Below are 24,062 nucleotides of genomic sequence, written 5' to 3'. Positions count from 1 at the left end.
GGATGGATGAAGGAGTTCAAGCTCCCGGACGTGGGCGAGGGGCTGACCGAGGCCGAGATCGTCCGCTGGCACGTGAAGGCCGGTGACCCGGTCAAGGTCAACCAGACCATCGTGGAGATCGAGACCGCCAAGGCCATCGTCGAGCTGCCCTGCCCGTTCGAGGGCGTGGTCGCCGCGCTGATGGTGGAGGAGGGGCAGACCGTCGACGTCGGCACGCCCATCATCGCGGTCGACGACGGCTCGTCCCCCGTGCGGGCCCAGGCCGGTCGCGCGGGCGGGGAGGCGCTGTCCGGCGGGGAGGGCGAGGCGGCCGCCGAGCCCGCGGACCGCGGCCAGGCGCTGGCCGACGACATGGTCCCCGCACCTCCCAAGGAGGAGCGTCAGCCCGTCCTGGTCGGGTACGGCGTCAAGATGGGCGCGGCCAAGCGCCGTCCCCGGAAGCAGCCCCCCACGGCTCCCGGCGGCCACACCTCCCCGGCGGGCGCGCGGGTCGCCGGGGGGAACGCGCGGCCCGGCGCCGGAGGGCAGAGCGCCCCCGCGACCGCCGGGCCGGCCGCATCCGGCACGCCGGGAGTCGCGGTGCTGGCCAAGCCGCCGGTGCGCAAGCTGGCCAAGGAGCTCGGGGTCGACCTCACCGTGCTGAGGGGGACCGGGCCGCAGGGCTCGATCACCCGCGACGACGTGCACGCGGCCGCGAACGCCGCGCCGGACCGGGAGACCGCGGCCGCACGGCCGGCGGTGCGCGCCGTACCGGCCGGAGGCGAGGAGCGGATCCCGGTCAAGGGCGTGCGGAAGGCGACCGCGCAGGCCATGGCGGCCTCCGCGTTCACCGCGCCGCACGTCACCGAGTTCCTCCAGGTCGACGTGACCGCGACCATGGAGGCGGTCACGCGGCTGCGCGCCCTGCCCGACTTCGCCGAGGTCAAGGTCTCGCCGCTGCTCCTGGTCGCCAAGGCCGTGCTCGTCGCCGCGCGGCGCCATCCGATGATCAACTCGATGTGGGACGAGGCGGCACAGGAGATCGTGGTCAAGCACTACGTGAACCTCGGCATCGCCGCCGCCACCCCGCGCGGCCTGCTCGTCCCCAACATCAAGAACGCCCAGGCCCTGTCGCTCCCCGAGCTGGCGGCGGCGCTCGGCTCGCTGACCGAGACCGCGCGGGCGGGCCGCACCCAGCCCGCCGACATGTCCGGGGGCACGTTCACGATCACCAACGTGGGCGTGTTCGGGGTGGACGCCGGAACCCCGATCCTCAATCCCGGCGAGTCTGGCATTCTGGCGTTCGGCCAGGTCAGAGAGCTTCCGTGGGTGGTGGACGGGCAGATCGTGCCGCGCAGGGTGTGCACGCTCGCGCTCTCCTTCGACCACCGCGTCGTGGACGGTGAGCTGGGCTCGCTGTTCCTCCGCGATGTCGGCGCCATGCTGGAGGATCCCCTGCGCATGCTCGCCTGGGGCTGACCCGGTCAATCGCGGGGGCGGGAGCCTGCCGCTCCCGCTCCCGCCGTACGCTGGCGGGGCACCCGAACAGAAAGGACGGCCATGTTCCGCCACGTCGTGCTGTTCACCTGGGCCGATGGAACCACCGACGAGCAGAGGACCGCGGTGGCGACCGAACTCGGCAGGCTGCCGGAGATCATCCCCGAGATCCGCGCCTACACTCTCGGCACCGACGCGGGAGTGAACCCGGGCAACCACGAGTTCGCGCTCATCGCGGATTTCGACAGCGTCGACGACTATCTCGTCTACCGCGACCACCCGGCTCACCAGGCCGTGATCGCCGAGCACATCAAGCCGATCCTGGCCTCCCGCGCCGCCGTCCAGTACACCGTCGGGGGCTAGGTTGCGCTGATGGGGCGTGCTCATGGGCTGTGGTGATGGGCCGTGCTCATGGGCCGTGCTGCGCACGGCCGGCTCGGGGGCTGGTAACCGGCTCCCGCCCTCGTCACGTCCTCGCTCGTCCCTCGCTGCGGGCGTTCCCCGGTCGGTTCACCGGCGCCCCCGAGCGGGCTGAGGGCGTTCCTGCGTCGGTCAGGCGGAGATCCCGTGGCCGGGCGGTTCGGGGCAGGGGTGGGGCCGGGATCCCGGCAGCTCCCGAAGCGATCGGGCGCTCACCATCACGTGCAGGCCCTTGCGGCGCGTCGGGGTCGAGGCGATCAGCGCCTTGGCCGCGGCGGTCGGACCGGAGGAGCCGAGCCAGACGCGCACGCCCAGGGCCTCCGAGACCGCCGAGGGCCAGTCGGTGATCCCGTCGGTGTAGTGCGGGCGGGCGCGGCCCAGCCGGGCGGTCAGCTCGGCCTGGCCGTCCAGGTCGCCCTTCCTGCCCACCGGCAGCTCGCCGATGTCGTAGGAGTCGCACAGCCGCGACACCGGCGCGTCCAGGTGGGTGAGGGCCAGGGCGTCCACCCCGCCCGCCGCCGCCAGCGCGTAGCGGTGGGCGACGGCGTCGAAGTGCCCGGTCCTGAACGGGCCCTGCCAGCGGCCCGTCCTGTTGTGCGGCTCGGGAAGGCGCAGCCGGGGGTCCTCGGTGACCAGCGGGCCCGGCCCGTGCCGCGGAGTGTAGGTGCGCAGCACGCCGAGCCGTACGGCGTGCGCCCCCTCCAGCAGGGAGAACGCGTTGTCGAAGGTCGTCGTGCTCCAGGTCGTGTGGGGGTGGAAGCCGTGCCACTCGTCGAGCAGGACCCCCTGGGCGCCCTCGAAGACCACGGGCCGCCTGCGCAGCAGCTCCGTGACGTGGGACGGGTCGACCAGGGTCGCCCGGTCGGCGAACGCCCGGTAGGCGGCCACGCAGTCGGCGACCGGCGGTCCCGTCACCCCGAGCCGCTCGCGCAGCAGGCCGAGCTTCTGCGCCAGCAGGCCGGGCCGCTCGCAGTCGCCGACCTTGGGCGCCACGAACGGGTTCTCCAGGGCGTAGGCCATCACCTCGCCGACGCCCATCCCGCAGGATCCGTGCCGGCCCTCGCCGCGCTCCAGCTCGCGGGCCCGCCCGGCCTCGATGTGGTACGGCGTGGCGAGCAGGGCTTCGCGGTCGATGGTGATCATGCTGTAGGGATGCGGGACGCCGATCCGGCGCAGGTGATCGGCCTCGGCCGAGAGGGCGAAGGGATCGACCACCACATACCGGGACAGGTGCGTCGGCACGCCGCGCAGGGTGCCGGAGCCGAACTGGGAGAAGGTGTGGTGCCGCCCGTCGGGCAGGACGACGTTGTGGCCCGCCTGTGCTCCTCCGTTGAACCTGACCACGGCCGTCACGCCGCCCTGCGCGCAGAGCCAGTCCACGACGCCCCCCTTGCCCGCGTCGCCGTACCCGAGGTCGACGACGATGACGTGGTCTCTCATAGCCGTGTCACCCCGCTTCCGCCGTGGTCGTGCTCGTGGCCGAGGCCGTCGCCGACCACGAGCGTGCCGCGGTCCAGCTTGGCCAGCGCCCTGCCCACCGAGGCCCCGGCGGCTGAGCCGAGCTCGTCCAGGTCGCTGAGGCCCTCGTCGAGACCGATGGCGTCCTCGCCGAGGCCGACGGTGAGCGCGATGGTCTCGCAGACCGCTCCCAGGTCGTCCAGCTCCAGCACGTTCTGCCCGAGCAGCCTGCGCCAGACGGCGAGCACGTCGCCGTTGCCGGCGTGGCAGGCGCCGGCGGGGATGATGTAGTAGACGTCGTACATCCGGGTCAGCTCGGTGACGATCTCCTCGATCGGGACGTCGCGCTCCAGCCGGTCGCCGATGACGCCGCCGGCCTCCTGCCGCTTCACCCTCGGGTAGGGCAGCTCGTCACCGATGATGAACAGGTAGCCCCGGCGGCCCCGCTTCTCGAAGCAGTCGATCGAGGTGTGCCTGGCCATGAAGTACATCGCGAGCTCGTAGGACTCTCTCATCTGGCCGCCGCCCCCGCCCTCCAACAGGATGTTGCCCAGGTGCTCGTCCATCCGGTTGTCGGACTCGAACTGCCCGATCTGCAGCGGCGCCCGGTCGCAGGTGGCGTCGCCGATCGCGCCGAACAGGATCTGCGGGTCGGTGGCATATCCCTTGCGGAGCAGCAGGCCGAGCAGGTCCGGGAGCCTGCTCTGCAGCGCGCGGGGCACGCCGCCCATCGAGCCGGTGACGTCGAAGAGGACGGCGATGGCCAGGGAGACCGGGTGCTCGGCGGAGTCGCGGCTCTCGCGGACCGCCACGCCGTAGGGATTGAGATCGTCGTGTACCGTCCGGGCGCCGCTGTCGCTGTGGGCGAAGGCGCTGGCACCGCTGGCGTCGCGGAAGTGCTTGGCGGCGGAGTAGACGTCGGTGGACCAGATTCCGCTTCCCATTGGGGAACTCCCTTTCGGGGTGGAGGGGATCGCTACAGGTCGAGGGGCCGGTACTTCCGGGGGCCGTAGAGGTCGCCGAGGAGCTCGTCGAGCTCCTCCAGGAGCCGCCAGGCGTCGCGCGGAGGGCTCAGCATGCTCCCCCGGACGAAGGCGCGCATCCGCGAGGGGACGCGGCCGGTCCCGGCGGTGGCGCCCGCGCCCGCACGGACGCCCATGAGCGCGGCGACGCATCGGGTGGCGAGCCGGATGTCGAGGGCCTCGGCGGCCGGCTCACCGGTGAACACGCCGGGCGGGTAGTCGTCGCGGTGCCGGGACACCAGGGCGGTCAGCGGGGTGCCGAGCGGGACCGACTGGCTCCAGTCGACGAGGATCAGACCGTGCTCGATCGGGTGGACCAGCACGTGGTGGCCGAAGACGGCGCCGTGCACGACCCCGGCCCGGTGGGCCGTGCCGATCGCCACCAGCAGCCGCCGCCAGATCCACGCCGCGTCCCGGGGGTCCAGCGGTGAGCGCCGCCGCGCGATCTCGGCCAGCGTCAGGAACCCGTCCGGTGCCCGGCTGACCACGTTCGCCTGCCGTTCCGCCCCGTCCGAGCGGTAGCGGAACGACTCCACCAGCCGGGGCACGTACGGCAGCAGCCGCGGATCGCCCTCGCGCTCGACCGTCCTGAGCGCTTCGGCCTCGCGCCGCATGAGGTCGTTGTCGGCCGGCCGGAGGGGCAGCTTGAGCAGGGTGTCGCCGCCGCTCTCGTACAGCACGGCCGTGGCGCCCCTGCGGAAGACCCCGCCGATCCGGTAGGTCCCCCGCCGGGTGGTGATGACGCTCCCGGCTCCCGGGCCCCCGCTCCGGTGGCCGCCGGCATGCTCGCGTCCGCCGTCCGCGCTCCCGTGACGGGCGGCGGCGCCGCGGGTCGCCCACAGCTCGGCCAGCCTGACGAAGGCCGCCGCGGCTTCCGCCCCGGGGGCGAGGTCGGGGTGGAGGAGCCGCGCGAGCCGCCGGTAGACCCGTTCTGGGGTGTCCCCGCCGAACAGGTCCCCCGGAGTCGCGGCGGCGTTCACGAGGGCGATCGCCTGGGCCGTGGTGGTCACCGGATCTCCTCCTCCCGCTCTGGTCGCAGCAGAGCGGGATGGAGGAGCCGGGCGTCTCCCGCGCGGTAGAGCTTGGCCCGGGGGCCGCCTCTGCTCCCGCCGCTCTCGGTGGTCTCCCCGGTGCTCTCCACGAACCCCGGAACCGAAAGGATCTTGCGGTGGAAGTTGCCCGCGTGCAGCGGGAGCCCCCACACCGCCTCGTAGACCCGGCGGAGCTCGGAGATGGTGAACGTCTCGCCCACGAACGCGGTGGCGAGCGGGGTGTACTCCAGCTTGGCCCGCGCGCGCTCCAGGGCGTGGCCCAGGATCCGCTCGTGGTCGAAGGCCAGTTTCGGCAGGCGGTCGATGCCGTACCACGCGGCGTCGGCGGCGTCGGATCCCGCCTGCGGGTCGGGCAGGTCGGGTGCGAAGGCCAGGTAGGAGACCGAGACGATCCGCATCCGCGGATCCCGGTCCGGCGCCCCGTAGCTGGCGAGCTGCTCGATGTGCACCCGCTGGGTCATCCCGGTCTCCTCGGCCAGTTCCCTGGCCGCGGCCCGGTCGAGGTCCTCGCCGGGCCGGATGAACCCGCCCGGCAGCGCCCACCGCCCCGCGTAGGGCGGTTCCCCCCGCTCGACCAGAAGCACGTGCAGAACGCCCCCGATGATCGTGAGCGCCACCACGTCGACCGTCACGGCGACCGCCGGGAAGGCGCGCGGGTCGTAAGCCGCCAGGTACTCACTCTCACTCATCGCCCGTCCTTCTCAGATTGAGATAATCTCAGTATGAGAATAACGAGGGGGTGTGTCAACACTCTGCATCGCGGCCCGGCCGTACGGGAGGGGCGGGAACGAACGAGGGGCGGTCCCGTGACACGGGACCGCCCCTCATCGCTGACCTGCCGCGGGAGCAGGTGGTCTGTCCATCCGCCCTTCCGGACCCCTAGAAGGCGTCCTCCGGAAGCTCCATCAGGTCCTGGCCGGTGGCCGCGAGGATGCGGCGCTCGGCGGACAGGCGGGGAAGGACGGTCTGGGCGAAGAAGGACGCGGCGGCCACCTTGCCGGTGTAGAAGGCCTTGTCCTCATCGGAGGAGCCCAGCGCGGCCAGGGCGATCTCGGCCTGGCGCAGGAGCAGCCAGCCGATGACCAGGTCACCCAGGGCGAGCAGGAACCGGGTGGTGTTGAGGCCGACCTTGTAGACCTCCTTGGCGTTCTCCAGCGAGCCGAGCGCCCAGCCGGCCATGGTGTCGGCCATGGCCTTGACCTCGTCGGCGGCCTCGCCGAGGAGCTTGCGCTCCTCCTTCAGGCGGCCGTTGCCCGCCTCGGAGGCGGCGAAGGCCTTGATGTCGGTGTAGAGCGAGCCGAGGGCGGCGCCCTGGTTGCGCAGGACCTTGCGGAAGAACAGGTCCAGGCCCTGGATCGCGGTGGTGCCCTCGTAGAGGGAGTCGATCTTGGCGTCCCGGATGTACTGCTCGATCGGGTACTCCTGCAGGTAGCCGGAGCCGCCCAGGGTCTGCAGGGAGCGGGCGAGCATCTCGTAGGAGCGCTCGGAGCCGACACCCTTGACCAGCGGGAGCAGCAGGTCGTTCATCGCCTCCGCGTGCTCGTCGCGGCGACCATCGAACTCGGCGATCTGCACGGAGTCCTGGTAGGTGGCCGTCAGCAGTACCAGCGCCCGCATGCCCTCGGCGTAGGCCTTCTGGAGCATGAGCTCGCGGCGCACGTCCGGGTGGTGGGTGACGGTCACGCGCGGGGCGGACTTGTCGGCCATCTGGGTCAGGTCGGCGCCCTGCACGCGGGACTTGGCGTACTCCAGCGCGTTCAGGTAGCCGGTGGACAGGGTCGCGATGGCCTTCGTGCCGACCATCATGCGGGCCTGCTCGATGACCATGAACATCTGCTTGATGCCCTCGTGCACGTCGCCGACCAGCGTGCCGATCGCCGGGTGCTTGTCGCCGAAGGTGAGCTCGCAGGTCGTGGAGACCTTAAGGCCCATCTTCTTCTCGACGTTGGTGACGTAGACGCCGTTGCGCTCGCCGAGCTCGCCGGTCTCCAGGTTCACGTGGTACTTGGGCACCAGGAACATCGACAGGCCCTTGGTGCCGGGGCCGTGGCCCTCGGGGCGGGCCAGCACCATGTGGAAGATGTTCTCGGCCATGTCGTGCTCGGCGCTGGTGATGAAGCGCTTGACGCCCTCGATGTGCCAGGTGCCGTCGGGCTGCTGCACGGCCTTGGCCCGGCCGGCGCCCACGTCGGAGCCCGCGTCGGGCTCGGTGAGCACCATGGTGGAGCCCCACTGCCGCTCGATGGCCAGCTCGGCGAAGCGCTTCTGCTCGTCGTTGCCGATGGTGTGCAGGATGTGGGCGAAACCGGGGCCGCTGGAGTACATCCAGATCGCCGGGTTCGCGCCGAGTACCAGCTCGGCCAGCGCCCACGCCACGCTGCGCGGCACACCCGGGCCGCCCAGCTCGACCGGCAGGTCGAGGTTGGTCCAGCCGGCGTCGCGGAAGGCGGCGAAGGACTTCTTGAAGCCCGCGGGCATGGTCACCGTGCCGGTCGCGGCGTCGAACACCGGAGGCGTGCGGTCACCCTCCTCGAAGGAGTCGGCGAGCACGCCGGTGGCCATGCGGTTGAGCTCGTCGAGCATGCTGCGGACGATGTCCTCGTCGAGCTCGGCGAAACGGCCGGTGCCCAGGATGTCCCGGCGTCCGAACATCTCGAAGAGATTGAACTCCAGGTCACGGATGTTGCTCTTGTAGTGGCCCATGGGCTCTGCTCCTTGAAACCGGGGAACCGGGACTCGGGACGTACTGGTCAGTAACCTTACCGACAATGCTACCCGTCAGTAACCCCTGAAAAACAGCGCCGATGGGGACGTTTGTCACATCGGCCAGGGGAACGGGATTCTTATGACAATCCCTGGATTACGTCCGGCTGATCTCCCCGAACCCCAGCCGCTCCGGAGGGTTCTCGGCCCGGGGGTCATCGCGGCGGGCGTCGGTCTCGCCTCCGGCGAGTTCGTCATCTGGCCGTACATCTCCGCCAACGTCGGCCTGGTCTTCCTGTGGGCGGCGGTGGTCGGGGTGGTCGCGCAGTACTTCCTCAACATGGAGATCGAGCGCTACACGCTCGCCACCGGTGAGACCGCGCTGACCGGGTTCAGCCGCCTGTGGCGGCACTGGGGCCTGGTGTTCGCCCTCCTGGCGGTGCTGGCCAACATCTGGCCCGGCTGGGCCACCAGCTCGGCCACCGTGCTCACCTACGCCGTCGGCGGAGGGGACATCACCGTCATCGCCGTGGTCGAGCTGCTGGTGATCGGCGCGGCGCTCACCCTCTCGCCGGTCATCTACCGGACCGTGGAGGCGACCCAGTTCGTCAAGGTCGGCGCGGTCCTGGTCTTCCTGGTGATCGCCCTCTTCCTGGCCATCACCGGGGACGCCTACCGGGGACTGGGCGAGGCGGTCACCCACGTCGGCCAGGTCCCCGCCCAGCTCGGCGCGGCCCTGGTGCTGGGGGCCATGGCCTTCGCCGGTGCGGGCGGCGGGCAGAACCTCGTGCAGAGCAACTGGATCCGCGACAAGAACATGGGCATGGGCGCGCGGATCCCGCGCCTGGTCTCACCGGTGACCGGCGAGGACCAGGCCGCCCCGGCCACCGGCTACTCCTTCGAGCCCGACGAGGCGAACATGGCCCGCTGGCGCGGGTGGTGGCGGGTGGCCAACATCGAGCAGCTCGTCTCGTTCGTGGCCATCACCATCTTCACGATCTTCCTGATGTCGATGCTGGCCTACTCCACGGTCTTCGGGGCCGACACCGCGAGCAACGTGACCTTCCTGCGGACCGAGGGGGAGGTGCTCAACCAGCGGCTGTCGTGGTTCGGCACCTTCTTCTGGGCCATCGGCGCGCTCTCGCTCTTCGCGGCGAGCATGGGCATCTGCGACTACGTCGCCCGGATGGTCGCCGACAACGTCAAGACGGTCTACCTGCCGGGCAGCGCGCGGTGGACCGAGAGCCGCATCTACAGCCTGGTCGTCTGGTTCATCGTGCTCTTCGGCATCGCCATGCTCACGATCGGCTTCGACCAGCCGATCACACTGCTGGTGATCTCCGCGAGCGTCGGCGGGATCATGATGTTCCTCTACTCGGCGCTGCTCGCCCTCCTCAACCGCAAGCTGCTGCCCGAGCCCATCCGGGTCCGCGGCTACCGCCTGGTGATCGTGCTGCTGACCTTCGCGTTCTTCGGGTACTTCTCGGTCCTGACACTGATCGACCAGTTCGGCAAGCTCTTCTGAGGCCGTCCGTTCTAGGCTCGTCCTCATGGACGGGCCGGGCGGACTGGAAGAGCGCTGGCGGGCGGAGCTCGCGCAGTGGGGCATACCCGACGAGATCGCCGCGAGAGCCCCGGCCGACCCGTGGGAGCACTCGCCGGCCCGGTTCGCCGGGCGGACCGATCGCGCGCTGGCGGACCCGGAGGGCCCGACCCTGGCCCGGATCGCCGAGGCCCTGCCGGACAACGGCGACGTCCTCGACGTGGGAGCGGGAACCGGCGCGGCCTCGCTTCCGCTGGCCCGGCTCGGCGGGGGCGGCGCGCCGGGAGACGGGCGCGGAACCCTCGGGGGACTGGTCGCGGTGGACACCTCGGAGGCGATGCTGGCCGCGCTGGTGTCCCGGGCCGAGGCGCTGGACGTACCCGTGCGGACGATCAGGGGCCGCTGGCCCGACGTCGCGGGGCGGACGCCCGCGGCCGACGTCGCGGTCGCGGCCCACGTCGTCTACAACGTGCCCGACCTGGCGGACTTCCTGACCGCGCTGACCGGTCACGCCCGCCGCCGCGTCGTCCTGGAGCTGCCGTACCGGCACCCGATGAGCTGGCTCAACCCGCTCTGGGCCCACTTCCACGGCATCATCCGCCCCGAGCGGCCCACGGCCGACGACGTGGCCGCCATCGCGGAGCGGCTGGGGTACGGCGTCCGCCGCCAGGAGCGGCCGGCTCCGCTGAGCAGGTTCGCGGACGTGGAGGAGCTGGCGGAGAGCGCCTGCCGCAGGCTCTGCCTCGATCCCGCCAGGGCGGAGGAGGTCGTCGCGGCCGTCGCCGAGCTGGACATGTGGCCCGTTCCCCGGGACCACTGGGTCACGCTCTGGTGGGACCTGCCGTGACCACCGGGCCGGCCTGACCGGCGCGGGAGCAGGATAACCGGCTTAGGTTCATAGAGGGTTACGAAACCTGCTTGACGGTTTTGGTGGTGTCGCGGTTGGCTGTCCCCATGATTGACATCCACTATGTGACCTTCGACTGCGCGCAGCCGTACGAGCTGGCGGCGTTCTGGAGCGAGGCGACCGGGCTCGGGTTCCACCCGGCGACGGAGAAGGACGACGACGAGGTCCTGCTGGTCGGGGAGAAGACCAACCTGCTCTTCATCAGGGTCCCCGAGGGCAAGACCGTGAAGAACCGCGTGCATCTGGACGTCACCGGCTCCGCGGGCACCACCCGCGACCAGGAGGTCGAGCGGCTGCTCGCGCTGGGCGCCACGGTCCAGGCCGACCGGCGCGAGGCCGACGGCGGCGGCTGGGTGACCATGCTCGATCCGGAGGGCAACGAGTTCTGCGTCTGCCGGAGCCAGGCCGAGAGGGAGCAGGGCTGACCCGCGGGGCGCGGCTTCCGCTCCGGCCGGGTGCGGAGGAGGCGCGGACCGGGCCCTTGCCGGAGTGATGTCCCGGCGGTCATGCTGCGGTCATGAGTGTCCCCAGCGCGTCGGCGAGCATCGAGATCTCCGCGCCGCCCGAGGCGGTGTACGACCTGGTCGCCGATGTCACCGGCATGAGCGGCTGGAACGTCGAGTGCGAGAGGGTCCGCTGGGTCGGGCGGATCAGGGAGCCGCGTCCCGGAGCCAGGTTCCGGGGGAGCAACCGCAACGGACGGCGGCGCTGGTCGACGGTCTGCACGATCACCGCCGCCGAGCCAGGCCGGACGTTCGCCTACCACGTACGGGCGGGCGGTGTGGTGGACGTGGCGATCTGGAGGTTCGACATCACGGCGACGCGGGGCGGCTGCCTGGTGGAGCAGAAGACCTGGGACACCCGGGGGCGGTTCGTCCGCGCCGCGGGGCGCCTGGCCACCGGCGTGGCGGACCGGGCGGGCCACAACGCCGCCAACATGCGCCGGACCCTGGAGAACCTGAAGGCCGTGGCGGAGCGCCCGTGAGGGTCGCCGCAGGGAGGCCGCGGCGCCGGAACCGGCCCGATGCCGGTCGCGCCGCCGCCAGGTCCCGAGCCGGGGCCTGGCGGTCAGGGGCCGATGGTCAGCGGCCGGGGGGAAGGGACGACTGGCCCCGTCCCTTCATGGTCAGCGCCAGCACCGCGGTGATCAGATAGACCACGACACCGCCCTGGAGCGCGTCCAGGGCCGCGCTGAACGGACCCTCGCCGTCGATGACGAGCTGCACCGGATACATGAGCGCGGCGGAGCCGAGCGCCGGATAGAGGGAGAAGCGCCACGGGTGCCGCAGCGCCCAGAGCCGGGCCTGCCGGGTGACCCGGTCGCCGGTGCCGGGCCTGGCGACCGAACCGACCGTCGCCACCAGCGAGAAAAGGCTGATCCCCAGACAGAGCGCCCAGGTCAGGTCGGGGCTTCCCGGCAGGATCCAGCCCAGGCCGAAGCTGGTCGCCGCCGCCACGCCGCCGGTCGCCGCGGCGGTCTTCCAGGGCGCCCCCTGCAGGGCCGCCCCGGCGAGGGACACCTCGTCACGTCGAGTCAGTTCGTCTTTCATGACATCCACAGTGCCCTCCGAGAGCCCTTGTCCACATCGGGGAGCAACCCTGACGCACCCCTGACCCCCGACCCCGGCTAGGTTGATCGGCATGCCCGTCGACTTCCGCATCGCCCGCCTGGACGACCTCCCGGCCGTCGTCGCCATGATCGCCGATGACTCCATCGCCGCCGCCCGCACCGGCGCGTACGGCCCGGAGCACCGCGCCGCGTTCGAGGCCATCGCGGCCGACCCGAACAACGAACTGGTCGTGGCCGAGCGGGACGGCGAGGTGGTGGGCACGATGCAGCTCACCTACATCCCCGGGATCTCCCGGCGCGGCGCGCTCCGCCTGCAGATCGAGGCCGTACGGGTCACCGCCGCCCTGCGCGGCAGGGGGATCGGCCGGAAGATGATGGAGTGGGCGATCGAGCGGGGTCGCGAGCGTGGCTGCGCCGTGGTCCAGCTCACCACCGACAAAAGGCGCAAGGACGCCCACCGGTTCTACGACTCCCTCGGCTTCGCCGCCTCCCACGAGGGGTTCAAGCTCGCGCTGGACTGAACGGGCCCGCGAGCTCAGACCGGCTCGATCTCCACGAGGTTGTCGTGGTAGACGGCGCCCCGCCCCAGGTCGGCGTCGCGCTCCTCCACCACCGCGTTGACCCCCGCGCCCCCCGGGCTCAGCTTCGGCCAGTGCCCCTTGGGAGCCGCCACCACGCCGGGCCGTACCCGCTCGCTGACCTCCACCTCGGCCTCGAACGCGCCGCCCGCGTTGAACACCCGGGCCCGCTGCCCGCCGGTCAGGCCGCGGGCCGCCGCGTCAGCCGGGTTGACCAGGACCCGCGGGCCTCCGGATCGGCGCAGCAGCTCGGGGTTGTTGCCGAAGGTCGTGTTGAGGAAGGTGTGGGAGGCCGGGGTGACCAGGGCCAGCGGGTACGGCTCCCGCGCCGCCGTCGCCGTGTGCGGCGGGGCGTAGGCGGCCCCCCGGGGGAAGCGCAGCCTGCCCGACGGGGTGGGGAACCCGTCGGTGAACGGCACGAACGGCCGCGCCACGTTGAGCCGGACCCAGCCCTCCTTGCGCAGGCGGTCCACCGTGATCCCGTCCAGGGACGGGTGGCCCGAGGAGAGCAGCTGCTCGGCCAGCTCCAGGTCGGAGTCGTACAGCGACGGCTCGGTCAGGCCCATGTGCCGGGCCAGCCTGCGGAAGGTCTCGGTGGTGGACAGGCACTCACCCGGCGGCTCGACGGCCTGCTCGTTCCACATCAGGTACATGTGGCCGTAGCCCGCGTGCAGGTCCAGGTGCTCGGTCTGCATGGTCGCGGGCAGCACGATGTCGGCGTAGTCGACGGTGTCCGTCGGGAACTGCTCCATCACGACCGTGAACAGGTCCTCGCGCGCGAGCTTCTCGCGGATGCGGTTCTGGTCGGGGGAGGAGCCCGCCGGGTTGGCGGTGTAGACCCACAGGCACTTCACCGACTCGTCCAGCTCGCCGGCGAGCCGGGTCATGGTGAGCGTGCGGACCGGCCGGGCCAGCAGGTCGTCGCGGGTGTCGATGTTCAGGTGGATGTGGCCGCTGGTGGAGTAGGCGACCCCGCCGCCGGGACGGCGCCAGTCGCCGGTCACTCCGGGGATCGCGGCGATCACGCGCATCGCGGCGCCACCGCCCGCGTGCCGCTGGATGCCCATCGTGGCGCGGATGCCGGTGGGCCGGGTGTGCGCCAGGCGCAGGCCCAGGGCCCGGATGTCCGCCTCGGGCAGCCCGGTGAGCTCGGCGACGCGCGCCGGGGGGTGCCTGAGGATCTCCTCGCGGAACGCCTCCCAGTTCTCCGTGTGGTTCTCCAGGTAGTCGCGGTCCTCGGCGCCCTCGGCCAGCACGACGTGGAGAAGCCCGAGCGCCAGGGCCGCGTCGGTGCCCGGCCGGATCGGCAGGTGTTCGTCGGCCTGCTCGGCGGTGCGGGTGCGGATCGGGTCGATCGCCACCACGTGCGCCCCGGCTGCGCGGGCGTCCTGGATGAACTTCCACAGGTGGTGCCCGCTGGTCAGGGTGTTGGTGCCCCACAGCAGGATCAGCTTCGACAGTGCGAAGGTCTCGGGGTCCATCCCGCCCGGCGTGCCGTTGGTCTCCGTCAGGCCGGTGTTGCCCGCCGTGGAGCAGATGTTCAGGAAGTGCCGGGAGGCGCCCAGGACGTTCCAGAACCGCCGGCCCGCGACGCCCTCGCAGCCCTGCAGGTAACCCAGGCTCCCGGTGCCGTTGTAGGGCCAGATCGCCTCGCCGCCGTGCTCGTCGACGATCGCGCGCAGCCGTACGGAGATCTCCTCCAGGGCCTCGTCCCAGGAGATCCGCTCGAACCGGCCCGAGCCCTTGGGGCCGACCCTGCGCATCGGGTGGAGGATGCGGTCGGCCGCCCCGGTGTGCTCCAGGTAGCGGTTGACCTTCACGCACAGCGCGCCGCGGGTGTACGGGTGCTCGGGGTTGCCGCGCATCTTCACGGCCCGGCGGTCCTCGACCGTGACCACCCACGAACACGTATCCGGGCAGTCCAGCGGACATGCACCCAGAACTCGCAACTCACCCGTCATGGTCTGACTTTACCGGCGCGTGCGGAGGGGACAGGGCCGGTCGCACACGGGAAGGGGGTACGGCCAGGCCCGGCCGTACCCCCTCGTCACTCCCTCGTCACAGGGCGGTCGTTACATCGGAACGCCGACGTGGTCGTGCTCGTGGTCGTGACCGCCGCCGCCGGTCCCCGGCTGGTTGGAGCCCGGGGTGCCGCCGCCCGGCAGCTCCGCGCTGTAGGCGTAGACGAACGTCGCGGTGGCGATCGCGCCGGTGTTCACGGCGAGGGCCTTGTCGTTGACGTTGGCGATGGTGTCGCACTCCAGGTGGTAGCACTTGTCGTAGGCCACCCCGGCCTCACCGCCGAACTTCGCGGCCTCCTCGGGGGTCTTGATCCCCTCGGCGCCGGTGAACAGGCCGCCGGCCGGGATGCCGACCTCGATGAAGGGCCCGTAGTCCGAGCGGCCGGTGAAGTCGGTGCCGGTGTACGGCTGGCCGACGGCCTTGAAGTACGACTCGAAGAGCTTCTCGATCTGGTCCGAACCCGCCGGTCCGGCCGGGGCGCCGACGCCGTCGGAGTCGTCACCGTCGTAGATGCCGAAGGTGTAGTTCGGGGACGCGATCATGTCGAAGTTCAGGTACAGCTTGATCTTGGCCTTCTCCTCGGCGGAGAGGTTGGCCACGTAGTGCTCGGAGCCGAGCAGGCCCAGCTCCTCGGCTCCCCAGAAGGCGAAGCGCAGCTTGTTCTTGGTGGGGAACAGCCCGGCCTTCAGGGCCGTCTCCAGCACGCCCGCGCTGCCCGAGCCGTTGTCGTTGATGCCGGGGCCGTCGACGACGCTGTCCAGGTGCGAGCCGGCCATGACGACCTTGTCCGGGTCGCCCCAGCGGCTCTCGGCCAGGACGTTGTGCGTCTTGCGCTTCGGGTCGCTCTCGGTGTTCGTGACGAGCGTGACCGTCGTCCCGGCGGCGGCCAGCTCCTCGCCGATGGCGTAGGTGGTCCCGACGACCGGGATGTTCGTGGTGGGGGCGCCGAGAGTGCCGCCGAGCAGGACGCGGCGGTCGGCCGGGCCCTCGCCGGGCTGGCCCTCGTTGAAGATGATCACACCCTTGGCCCCGGCGGCCTGGGCGTTCTCGGCCTTGATCTGGAAGCTGCAGGTGCCGCGCTGCAGGAGCGCGATGTTGCCCGCCGTGAACCCGGCGAAGTCGCTCGCCTCGCAGCCGGAGGTGGAGCTGTTGGGCGCCGCGCCCGGCGGGATCATGACGTCCACGGGCTGCACGGCGGCGGTGACGCTGCCCGAGCCGGAGTAGGTCATCGTCCTGAAGTCGGTGTTGCGCACGTAGGTCTTCGGAGCGGGGGCGACCCGGTCCATCGTGGACTTGGTGACCTCCCGGAAGAACGGGAACTCGAACTCCTGCAGGGTGACCTTGTATCCGGCCCTGCGGAGCTTGCCGGCGACGTAGGCGACCGAGGCGTCGTAGCCCGGGGTGCCGGAGGCGCGGGTGCCGCCGTTGGCGTCGGCTATCTCCTGGAACTTCAGGAGGTGTCGCTTGGCCGCCGGGCCCTTGACCGTCTGGCTGAGCCTTTTGGGGTCAGGGTCGGCGCTGGCCGGGGTGGCGGAGATGACGGGCAGGACCATGGCCGAGGCCGCGGTGACGGCGGCCAGCAGGCCCTTGTACGCGCGTGCGCGCATGCGAAACTCCTCTAACGCCATTGGAGCAGGAAAATCCCCCGTGATCGCGATGAAACGGAACCTATAGGGGAAGAATGTGACCTTGTAAGACCTTTCCGACATTTGTTATCGAGCAGAGTCGAATCAGCGTTCCGGGTGTTCTCCGGGCCTACTTGACCTCTGCGGTGTCCCTGGCGTAAGGACCCCGGTCGCGATACCCGCAGCGGGATGGGCGGAAGGCGGCACCCGGAGACGGCCGGACGGGGGCGCGCGGCGGGCGGGCGGCGCGCGGCGGGACGCGGGGCGGGCGGGCGGCGCATGAAGCCCAGCTTTCCAGCCGCCGACCCGCCCGAGCCGTCATCACCGCGGACCGGAAGGTCAATTCTCCATCTCGGGGATATACGCGATGTTGGCGATGTCCGCCTCGTCGGCGCTGACGCTCCCGCCGAACCACGCGCCCAGGATCTCCTCCGGCGGCGGGACCGAGGTCAGCCTGAGGCTGAGCGCCAGCACGTCGGCGTCGTTGATCAGAATAGGAGCTATGCCGTCAAGACTGTCGGAGGCCAGTGAGATGCGCATGACTCTGATTGTGGACACTGGACGGAAAGATCGGTGACGCACTTGTAATGCGAAACAGGCAGAATCACTGGCGGTGAAGGACATCAAGGAACGCGACGACACGACGTCGGCCGGCGGCACGCCGCGGGCCGGGCGTGACCCCGTCGTGCTCGTCGTCGAGCCGCTGCTCCCGCAGCGCATCCGGCGCCCGTCCGACGCGCTGCGCTTCCTGGTCACGCTGCTGGGCCTGGCGGCGGTCATCCTGCTCGCGCTGGTGGCGCAGAAGACGCTCAACGGCCTGGAGGCCGACGTCGCCGACGGCACCAGGCGGGTCCCGTTCCTGTTGAGCGGTCTGGTCGGCGTGCTGGGCGGCGTCGCCATGCTCGCCATCCCGGCCGCCTACGCGGTCGAGCGGGTGCTCCACCGCGACGGCCTGCGCGTCGCGGAGGGGTTGTTCGCCGCGATCGCCGGCATGGTGCTCTCCTTCGTCCTCGGCGAGTGGATCCTCACCACGGGCCTCGACGACCTGCGGCTGCTGCTCACCGGAGGCAGGGCCGGGGTCGAGCCGATCAACACCCTGCTCACCTCGGTCATCGCCTACGTCACCGCGATGCGGATCTCCCGCCGCCCCACCTGGCGCGTCGCCCTGTGGAGCGCGGTCGCGGTCAACGCGGTCGCCCTGTTCGCCGGGCTGGCCGCCACGATCCTCGGCATCGTCGTCTCCATCGTCGTCGGGCTCGCCGTCGGCTACGCCACGCTGTACGGCGTCGGCAGCCCCAACACCCGCCCGCCGGGCAGCGCGATCGTCACCGCGGTCCGCAGACTGGGCTTCCACCCGGTCAAGGCCCGCCGGCTTGACGACGACCACCAGGGCAGCCGCAGATACGCGATCGGGCTGAAGGACGGCAGCCGGCTCGACGTCACCGTCCTCGACCGAGACCGCCAGGTCGCCGGGCTGCTCTACCGCCTCTGGCGGCGGATCCGGCTCAACTCCGAGACCCGCCGCAAGGCCATCCGCTCGCTCCGCGCCGAGCTGGAGCGCGAGGCCCTCATGGCCTACGCCACGCACGCCGCCGGAGCGGGCACCCCCCGGCTGGTCGGCACCAGCGAGATCGGCTCCGAGGCCGCGCTGCTCGTCTACGAGCACATCGCCACCCGCGCGCTCGACGACATCCCCGACGAGGAGATCGACGACGACCTCCTCGCCCAGATCTGGGAGCAGGTCCTGCTCCTGCAGGTCCAGCGGCTCGCCCACCGGCGGCTGACCGGCGACAGCATCCACGTCGACGGCGAGGGCCGGGTCCTGCTGATGGACGCCCGCAGCGGCGAGATCGCCGCCGGCGATCTGCTGCTCCGCCTGGACATCGCCCAGCTGCTCACCTATCTCGGCCTGCGCGTCGGAGCCGAGCGCTCGGTCCGCGCCGCGGCGGCCGTGACCGGGCCGAACATGCTGGCCGGCGCCCTCCCGCTGCTCCAGCGGATCGCGCTCACCCGCGAGACCCGGGCCGCCCTGAACAAGCAGAAGGAACTGCTGACCGCGATCCGGGAGCAGATCGTCGAGCTCGAACCGAAGGTCGAGGCCGGCGAGGTCCGGCTGGAGCGGTTCCGCCCGCGGACCCTCGTCACCATCATCGCCAGCGCCTTCGCCGCGTACTTCCTGGTCTACTACCTGACCCAGATCAACCTGGACATGGTCACCTCGGCGAAGTGGGGCTGGACCGGCGTGGCGCTGGCCGCCGCGATGCTGAGCTACGTGGCCGCCGCGCTGATGCTCATGGGCTTCGTGCCGGAGAAGCTCCCGCTGAGCCGCACCATCCTCGTGCAGTTCGCCGGATCGTTCGTCAAGCTGGTCGCCCCGGCCGCGGTGAGCGGTGTCGCCATCAACACCCGCTACCTGCAGAAGCGCGGCGTCCCGCCGGGCCAGGCGGTGGCCAGCGTGGGCGCCTCCCAGGTCACCGGGCTGGCCTTCCACATCACGCTGCTGCTGCTGTTCGCCTACATCACCGGCTCCAGCACGGCCGCGTCCTTCACCCCGTCGCGCACGCTGGTGTTCGTGCTGCTGGCCGTGACGGCGGTGTTCGTCATCGTCCTGGGCATCCCGCGGCTGCGCCGCGTGGTGACCGCGCGCCTGCGCTCACTGTTCTCCGGCGTCCTGCCCCGCCTGCTGGACGTGCTCCAGTCCCCCCGGAAGATCGCCGAGGGGTTCAGCGGCACCCTGCTGCTGACGATCTTCTTCGTGGTCTGCCTCGACGCCTGCGTCCGCGCCTTCGGCGGCTCCCTCAACTTCGCCGCCGTCGCGGTGGTCTTCCTCGCGGGCAACGCCATCGGCTCCGCCGCCCCCACCCCCGGTGGCCTCGGCGCGGTGGAGGCGGCCCTCATCGCCGGTCTCAGGCTCGCGGGTCTGTCCCCCGACGTCGCCACCTCGGCGGTGCTGCTGTTCCGGCTGCTCACCTTCTGGTTCCCGGTCCTGCCGGGCTGGGCCTCGTTCACCTACCTGCAGCGCAAGGAGGCCCTGTGACCTCCCGCCCGGCCTGACGGACACGGAGGCCGGAGCGGAGCCGTACCCGGACGGATACGGCTCCCGGGGCGTTTAGACGGCCCAGAGGTCGACGCCCGCCTCGACCGCGTCCTTGTCGATGGCCGCCAGCTCCTCCGGGGTGAAGGAGAGGTTCTCCACCGCCGCGAGATTGTTCTCCAGCTGCGCCACGCTGCTCGCGCCGATCAGCACCGAGGTCACCCGCCGGTCGCGCAGCGCCCAGGCCAGGGCCATCTGCGCCAGCGATTGGCCGCGCGCGGAGGCGATCCCGTTGAGCGTGCGGATGTGCCGCATGGTCTCGTCGGTGAGCATCTCCGGCTTGAGGAAACGCCCCAGCGAGGCCCGCGAGCCCTCCGGGACGCCGTCGAGGTAGCGGTCGGTCAGCATGCCCTGCGCCAGCGGCGAGAACGCGATGCAGCCCACGCCCTCAGCCTCCAGCACGTCCAGCAGGCCGCCCTCGATCCACCGGTTGAGCATCGAGTAGGACGGCTGGTGGATCAGGAGCGGAGTGCCCATCTCGCGCAGGATCCGCGCCGCCTCGGCGGTCTGCTCGGGCGAGTAGGACGAGATCCCGGCGTACAGCGCCCGGCCCGACCGGACCGCGTGGTCCAGCGCCCCCATCGTCTCCTCCAGCGGCGTGTCCGGATCGAACCGGTGGCTGTAGAAGATGTCGACGTAGTCCAGGCCCATCCGCTTCAGCGACTGGTCCAGGCTGGCCAGCAGGTACTTGCGCGAGCCCCACTCGCCGTACGGCCCGGGCCACATGTCGTAGCCGGCCTTGGTCGAGATGACCAGCTCGTCGCGGTGGCGCGCGAAGTCGTCGCGGAAGTGCCGTCCGAAGTTGCTCTCCGCGGAGCCGTACGGCGGGCCGTAGTTGTTGGCCAGGTCGAAGTGGGTCACCCCGAGGTCGAAGGCCCTGCGCAGGATGGCCCGCTGCACCTCGAACGGCTTGTCGTCGCCGAAGTTGTGCCAGAGCCCGAGCGAGACCGCGGGCAGCTTGAGCCCGCTCCTGCCCACCCGGTTGTACGGCTGCCGCCCGTCGTAACGGTCGGCCGCGGCCCTGTAGTCGCCGGAGGTCACTGCGTCACCTTCGCCGTGTCGAGGATCCAGGCGAGGGCGAAGGCCTCCTCGCGCCAGGCATCGTACCTGCCGCTGCGGCCGCCGTGCCCGGCGTCCATCTCCGTCTTGAGCAGGAACGGCCCGCCCTGCGCGGTGTCGCGGAGCTTCGCGATCCACTTGGCGGGCTCGTGGTAGAACACCCGGGTGTCGTTGAGGCTCGTGATCGCGAGGATCGGCGGGTAGATCCGCCCGTCCACGTTCTCGTACGGGGTGTAGGACTTCATGTAGTGGTACACGTCCGGGTTGTGCAGGGGATCGCCCCACTCGTCCCACTCGATGACGGTGAGAGGGAGTGACGGGTCGAGGATCGTGTTCAGCGCGTCCACGAACGGCACCTGCGCGACCGCACCCGCGAAGGTCTCCGGCGCGAGGTTGAGCGCCGCGCCCACCAGCAGCCCGCCGGCCGAGCCGCCCCGTGCGATCACCTCGGACGACCAGCCGTGCTCCTTGAGGTGCTCGGCGCAGGCGACGAAGTCGGTGAAGGTGTTCTTCTTCTGCTGGAACTTCCCGTCCTCGTACCACCGGCGGCCCATCTCGCCGCCGCCCCTGATGTGCGCGATGGCGAAGACGAAGCCCCGGTCGAGCAGGCTCAGCCGGGCCACCGAGAAGGACGGGTCGATCGAGATCTCGTAGCTGCCGTAGCCGTACAGGACGGTGGGCGCGGGACGCGGGCTCCCCTTCCTGACGGCGATGGAGATCGGGATGCGGGTGCCGTCCGGTGCGGTGGCCCACTCGCGGAACTGCTCGTAGTCGTCCGGGTCGTAACCGCCGAGCACCGGCTTGCGCTTCAGCAGGATCAGCTCGTGCGTCCGCAGGTCGTAGTCGTAGACCGAGGGCGGAGTGATCATGCTGGTGTAGCCGAGCCGGAGCCGCCCGGTGACGAACTCGGGGTTGCCCGAGGGCGCCGCGTCGTAGATCGGCTCGGGGAAGGAGATCTCGTACGGCTCGCCGCTCGCAGGCAGGACGCGGATGCCGGTGAGGCCGTCCCTGCGGAAGTGCACGACGGTGTGGTCCTCGAAGGCGTCGACGTCGAGCAGGCGGGTGTCCTCGCGGTGCTCGACGAGCGGAGTCCAGGCGGCGGGGTCGTCGATCGGTGCGGTGGCCAGCTCGAAGTTCTCGGCGTTCTGGTTGTGCAGGACCAGGAACCGGTCGCCCGCGTGGTCGATGCCGTACTCGACGCCGGTCTTGCGGGGCCGGACGACGCGGAACTCGCCGGCAGGGTCGTCCGCCTCCAGGATGCGGACCTCGCTGGTGACCTTGCTGCCCGCGGAGAGGACGAGGTAGCGCTCGCTGCGGGTGAGGCCGACGCCGATCCAGAACCGCTCGTCGGTCTCCTCGTGGACGAGCACGTCGTCGGCCGCCGGGGTGCCGATCACGTGGCGGTGGACCTTGTCCGGCCGCCAGGCCTCGTCGACCGTCGTGTAGAAGAACGTGGTGCCGTCGGCCGACCAGGCGCCGCCGTAGAAGATGCCGGGGATCTCGTCGGGGAGGGTCTCGCCGGTGACGAGGTTCTTCACCTTGAGGGTGAAGCGCTCGTCGCCGGTGAAGTTGACGGAGTAGGCCAGCAGGGTGCCGTCCGGGCTCACCGAGCTGGTGCCGAGGGCGAAGAAGTCGCTCTCCCCGGCGAGCTCGTTGCCGTCGAGCATGACCTGCTCCCCGGGAAGCGGCTCGCCGGCCTTCAGCTCGGGAGGGGTCTCCCCATCCGCGGCCACCCGGCACTGGATGCCGTACTGCTTGCCCTCCTCAGTGCGGGAGTAGTACCACCAGTCACCCTTGCGAGTGGGGACGGAGAGGTCCGTCTCCAGGGTCCGGCCCTTGATCTCCTGGAAGATCGTCTCCTGGAGGGATCCGAGGTGGGCGGTCATCTGCTGGGTGTAGGCGTTCTCGGCCTCGAGGTGGGCGATCGTCTCGGGGTCGTCCTTGACGGTCAGCCATGCGTAGTCATCGACCACGGTGTCCCCGTGGTGCACGCGCTCGCTGGGAACCTTCTTCGCCATAGGCGGCGTCTCGCTGCTCACCTCGCCGAGTCTATGTTTCCGGCCGCTTTCGGCCCCGGTTACTCCGGGCCTTCGCGTCGCGCGGCGGGTACGGGGCGGGGTCCGCGCGTACGGGACGAGGGATGGCACACCGCCCCGCACCGCTGTACCTCCTATGCTGAACCTCCTGTGCCGACGCCCGCCGTCACGCCCGCCGTCACGCCCGCCGTCACGCCCGCCGTCACGCCCGATGTCCGGCGCGGCCGACTCCGAGGTTCCGTCACAAGCGGTCACCAGGACTGCTAATCTTTTGTCGTCGGCAAGATCCGGCGCAAACCACTCCAATCACTAGGTGACCTTGGTGTGTGCTGCCCTGTGCTTGCCGGCATCCCCTTGAAACTAACGGTTTCAGAGATCGGTTCGCAGAACCGCTCAATGGCTGGTAAGTTTGAGGGGTTGCCCCGGAAACGGGGCGGTCAGAATTCCCGACAGATCGGTTCGAACGGGTCAAATTGACACGGAAAAGCCGGTCTGAAAGAATAAAGACACAACGAAGCGAACGAAACGCCCCGCAGGTCGGGAGCCGGTGGAACCCGGGTCCCGCGCCGACGGTGTACGCGTCCGTTTCTTGAGAACTCAACAGTGTGTTAAAAGCCAGTGCATGAAGCACAACCCCGTCCCACCCACCACGCGTGGGAGGACGGAATTCCTTTGGTTGATACACCCGCCGCGCGGCCATGACGGCTGCGGTGGCGGTGTGCTTTCAGCCGGGAACAACTCGAAAACATTGTTTGGAGAGTTTGATCCTGGCTCAGGACGAACGCTGGCGGCGTGCTTAACACATGCAAGTCGAGCGGAAAGGCCCTTCGGGGTACTCGAGCGGCGAACGGGTGAGTAACACGTGAGTAACCTGCCCCTGACTCTGGGATAAGCCTGGGAAACCGGGTCTAATACCGGATACGACCACCGGCGGCATCGCCTGGTGGTGGAAAGTTTTTCGGTCAGGGATGGACTCGCGGCCTATCAGCTTGTTGGTGAGGTAGTGGCTCACCAAGGCGACGACGGGTAGCCGGCCTGAGAGGGCGACCGGCCACACTGGGACTGAGACACGGCCCAGACTCCTACGGGAGGCAGCAGTGGGGAATATTGCGCAATGGGCGAAAGCCTGACGCAGCGACGCCGCGTGGGGGATGACGGCCTTCGGGTTGTAAACCTCTTTCAGCAGGGACGAAGTTGACGTGTACCTGCAGAAGAAGCGCCGGCTAACTACGTGCCAGCAGCCGCGGTAATACGTAGGGCGCAAGCGTTGTCCGGAATTATTGGGCGTAAAGAGCTCGTAGGTGGCTGGTCGCGTCGGATGTGAAAGCTCGGGGCTTAACCCCGGGTCTGCATTCGATACGGGCCGGCTAGAGGTAGGTAGGGGCAAGCGGAATTCCTGGTGTAGCGGTGAAATGCGCAGATATCAGGAGGAACACCGGTGGCGAAGGCGGCTTGCTGGGCCTTACCTGACGCTGAGGAGCGAAAGCGTGGGGAGCG

Annotated in this window: 19 protein-coding genes and 1 rRNA gene (1 of these 20 cut by a window edge); 9 read left to right on the top strand and 11 right to left on the bottom strand. The window is 70.6% G+C overall.

The genetic code is table 11. The features are described from left to right. Nucleotides 1-6 precede the first annotated feature (6 nt). Nucleotides 7-1,458: a dihydrolipoamide acetyltransferase family protein gene (locus HS041_RS01860; protein WP_196438784.1), complete on the top strand. Its 1,452-nt coding sequence runs from the start codon at nucleotides 7-9 to the stop codon at nucleotides 1,456-1,458. Nucleotides 1,459-1,539: 81 nt separating this feature from the next. After that, entirely contained in the window at nucleotides 1,540-1,839 is a 300-nt protein-coding gene (locus HS041_RS01855; RefSeq protein ID WP_196438783.1) for a Dabb family protein, read from the top strand. A gap of 189 nt (nucleotides 1,840-2,028) precedes the next feature. Here HS041_RS01855 and HS041_RS01850 read toward each other — a convergent pair whose 3' ends face one another. From HS041_RS01850 to HS041_RS01830, 5 genes are all read right to left on the bottom strand, one after another. Beyond that, on the bottom strand, nucleotides 2,029-3,336 hold the full coding sequence (locus tag HS041_RS01850; RefSeq protein ID WP_196438782.1) for an adenylosuccinate synthetase: 1,308 nt from the start codon (nucleotides 3,334-3,336) through the stop codon (nucleotides 2,029-2,031). Next, entirely contained in the window at nucleotides 3,333-4,298 is a 966-nt protein-coding gene (locus HS041_RS01845) for a hypothetical protein (protein ID WP_196438781.1), read from the bottom strand. Before HS041_RS01845 ends, HS041_RS01850 begins: the two co-directional genes overlap by 4 nt. Before the next feature lie 32 nt (nucleotides 4,299-4,330). Beyond that, nucleotides 4,331-5,386 (bottom strand): lipopolysaccharide kinase InaA family protein, encoded by a 1,056-nt coding sequence (locus HS041_RS01840; RefSeq protein ID WP_196438780.1) that lies wholly within the window; start codon nucleotides 5,384-5,386, stop codon nucleotides 4,331-4,333. Continuing rightward, nucleotides 5,383-6,117, bottom strand: coding sequence for an NUDIX hydrolase (locus HS041_RS01835; RefSeq protein WP_196438779.1), 735 nt, complete (start codon nucleotides 6,115-6,117; stop codon nucleotides 5,383-5,385). Before HS041_RS01835 ends, HS041_RS01840 begins: the two co-directional genes overlap by 4 nt. Before the next feature lie 190 nt (nucleotides 6,118-6,307). Further along, nucleotides 6,308-8,131, bottom strand: a complete 1,824-nt coding sequence (locus tag HS041_RS01830) for an acyl-CoA dehydrogenase (RefSeq protein ID WP_196438778.1) — start codon at nucleotides 8,129-8,131, stop codon at nucleotides 6,308-6,310. Between the two features lie 142 nt (nucleotides 8,132-8,273). Between HS041_RS01830 and HS041_RS01825 the strand changes: the two genes are divergently transcribed. The 4 genes from HS041_RS01825 to HS041_RS01810 all read left to right on the top strand — a co-directional run bounded on the left by HS041_RS01825 (nucleotide 8,274) and on the right by HS041_RS01810 (nucleotide 11,566). Then, on the top strand, nucleotides 8,274-9,656 hold the full coding sequence (locus tag HS041_RS01825) for an Nramp family divalent metal transporter (RefSeq protein ID WP_196438777.1): 1,383 nt from the start codon (nucleotides 8,274-8,276) through the stop codon (nucleotides 9,654-9,656). 25 nt (nucleotides 9,657-9,681) lie between these two features. Further along, on the top strand, nucleotides 9,682-10,521 hold the full coding sequence (locus HS041_RS01820; protein ID WP_230878384.1) for a class I SAM-dependent methyltransferase: 840 nt from the start codon (nucleotides 9,682-9,684) through the stop codon (nucleotides 10,519-10,521). A gap of 107 nt (nucleotides 10,522-10,628) precedes the next feature. Continuing rightward, nucleotides 10,629-11,006 (top strand): VOC family protein, encoded by a 378-nt coding sequence (locus HS041_RS01815; RefSeq protein WP_196438776.1) that lies wholly within the window; start codon nucleotides 10,629-10,631, stop codon nucleotides 11,004-11,006. Nucleotides 11,007-11,098: 92 nt separating this feature from the next. Beyond that, nucleotides 11,099-11,566 (top strand): SRPBCC family protein, encoded by a 468-nt coding sequence (locus tag HS041_RS01810; protein WP_196438775.1) that lies wholly within the window; start codon nucleotides 11,099-11,101, stop codon nucleotides 11,564-11,566. A gap of 97 nt (nucleotides 11,567-11,663) precedes the next feature. Here the strand turns inward: HS041_RS01810 and HS041_RS01805 are convergent, their stop codons facing one another. Then, nucleotides 11,664-12,131 (bottom strand): hypothetical protein, encoded by a 468-nt coding sequence (locus HS041_RS01805; protein ID WP_196438774.1) that lies wholly within the window; start codon nucleotides 12,129-12,131, stop codon nucleotides 11,664-11,666. A 91-nt stretch (nucleotides 12,132-12,222) separates the two neighbouring features. On the opposite strand from HS041_RS01805, the gene HS041_RS01800 reads away from it, so the two are divergent. Beyond that, nucleotides 12,223-12,672, top strand: coding sequence for a GNAT family N-acetyltransferase (locus tag HS041_RS01800; protein WP_196438773.1), 450 nt, complete (start codon nucleotides 12,223-12,225; stop codon nucleotides 12,670-12,672). A 14-nt stretch (nucleotides 12,673-12,686) separates the two neighbouring features. Here HS041_RS01800 and HS041_RS01795 read toward each other — a convergent pair whose 3' ends face one another. From HS041_RS01795 to HS041_RS01785, 3 genes are all read right to left on the bottom strand, one after another. Then, nucleotides 12,687-14,690 carry a molybdopterin-containing oxidoreductase family protein gene (locus HS041_RS01795; protein WP_196438772.1) on the bottom strand — a complete coding sequence of 668 codons (2,004 nt, stop codon included), beginning with the start codon at nucleotides 14,688-14,690 and terminating at the stop codon, nucleotides 12,687-12,689. Nucleotides 14,691-14,801: 111 nt separating this feature from the next. Continuing rightward, the gene (locus HS041_RS01790) at nucleotides 14,802-16,358 is read right to left on the bottom strand and encodes a M28 family metallopeptidase (protein WP_196438771.1); all 1,557 of its coding nucleotides are present in this window, start codon (nucleotides 16,356-16,358) and stop codon (nucleotides 14,802-14,804) included. Between the two features lie 357 nt (nucleotides 16,359-16,715). After that, on the bottom strand, nucleotides 16,716-16,916 hold the full coding sequence (locus HS041_RS01785) for a hypothetical protein (protein WP_196438770.1): 201 nt from the start codon (nucleotides 16,914-16,916) through the stop codon (nucleotides 16,716-16,718). 73 nt (nucleotides 16,917-16,989) lie between these two features. On the opposite strand from HS041_RS01785, the gene HS041_RS01780 reads away from it, so the two are divergent. Beyond that, complete coding sequence (locus HS041_RS01780; protein ID WP_307845129.1) at nucleotides 16,990-19,413, top strand: flippase-like domain-containing protein; 2,424 nt, start codon at nucleotides 16,990-16,992, stop codon at nucleotides 19,411-19,413. 72 nt (nucleotides 19,414-19,485) lie between these two features. Here the strand turns inward: HS041_RS01780 and mgrA are convergent, their stop codons facing one another. Next, on the bottom strand, nucleotides 19,486-20,511 hold the full coding sequence (mgrA, locus tag HS041_RS01775) for an L-glyceraldehyde 3-phosphate reductase (RefSeq protein ID WP_196438769.1): 1,026 nt from the start codon (nucleotides 20,509-20,511) through the stop codon (nucleotides 19,486-19,488). Continuing rightward, nucleotides 20,508-22,547, bottom strand: coding sequence for a S9 family peptidase (locus tag HS041_RS01770; protein ID WP_196438768.1), 2,040 nt, complete (start codon nucleotides 22,545-22,547; stop codon nucleotides 20,508-20,510). Before HS041_RS01770 ends, mgrA begins: the two co-directional genes overlap by 4 nt. 767 nt (nucleotides 22,548-23,314) lie before the next feature. Here HS041_RS01770 and HS041_RS01765 point away from each other — a divergent pair. After that, nucleotides 23,315-24,062, top strand: a 16S ribosomal RNA gene (locus tag HS041_RS01765); it runs 773 nt beyond the window's last position.

This window comes from Planomonospora sp. ID67723 (assembly GCF_015711605.1).
GTDB lineage: Bacteria > Actinomycetota > Actinomycetes > Streptosporangiales > Streptosporangiaceae > Planomonospora_A.
The sequence above is the reverse complement of the archived record's forward strand: the minus strand, read 5'-3'. Positions and strand labels throughout refer to the sequence as shown.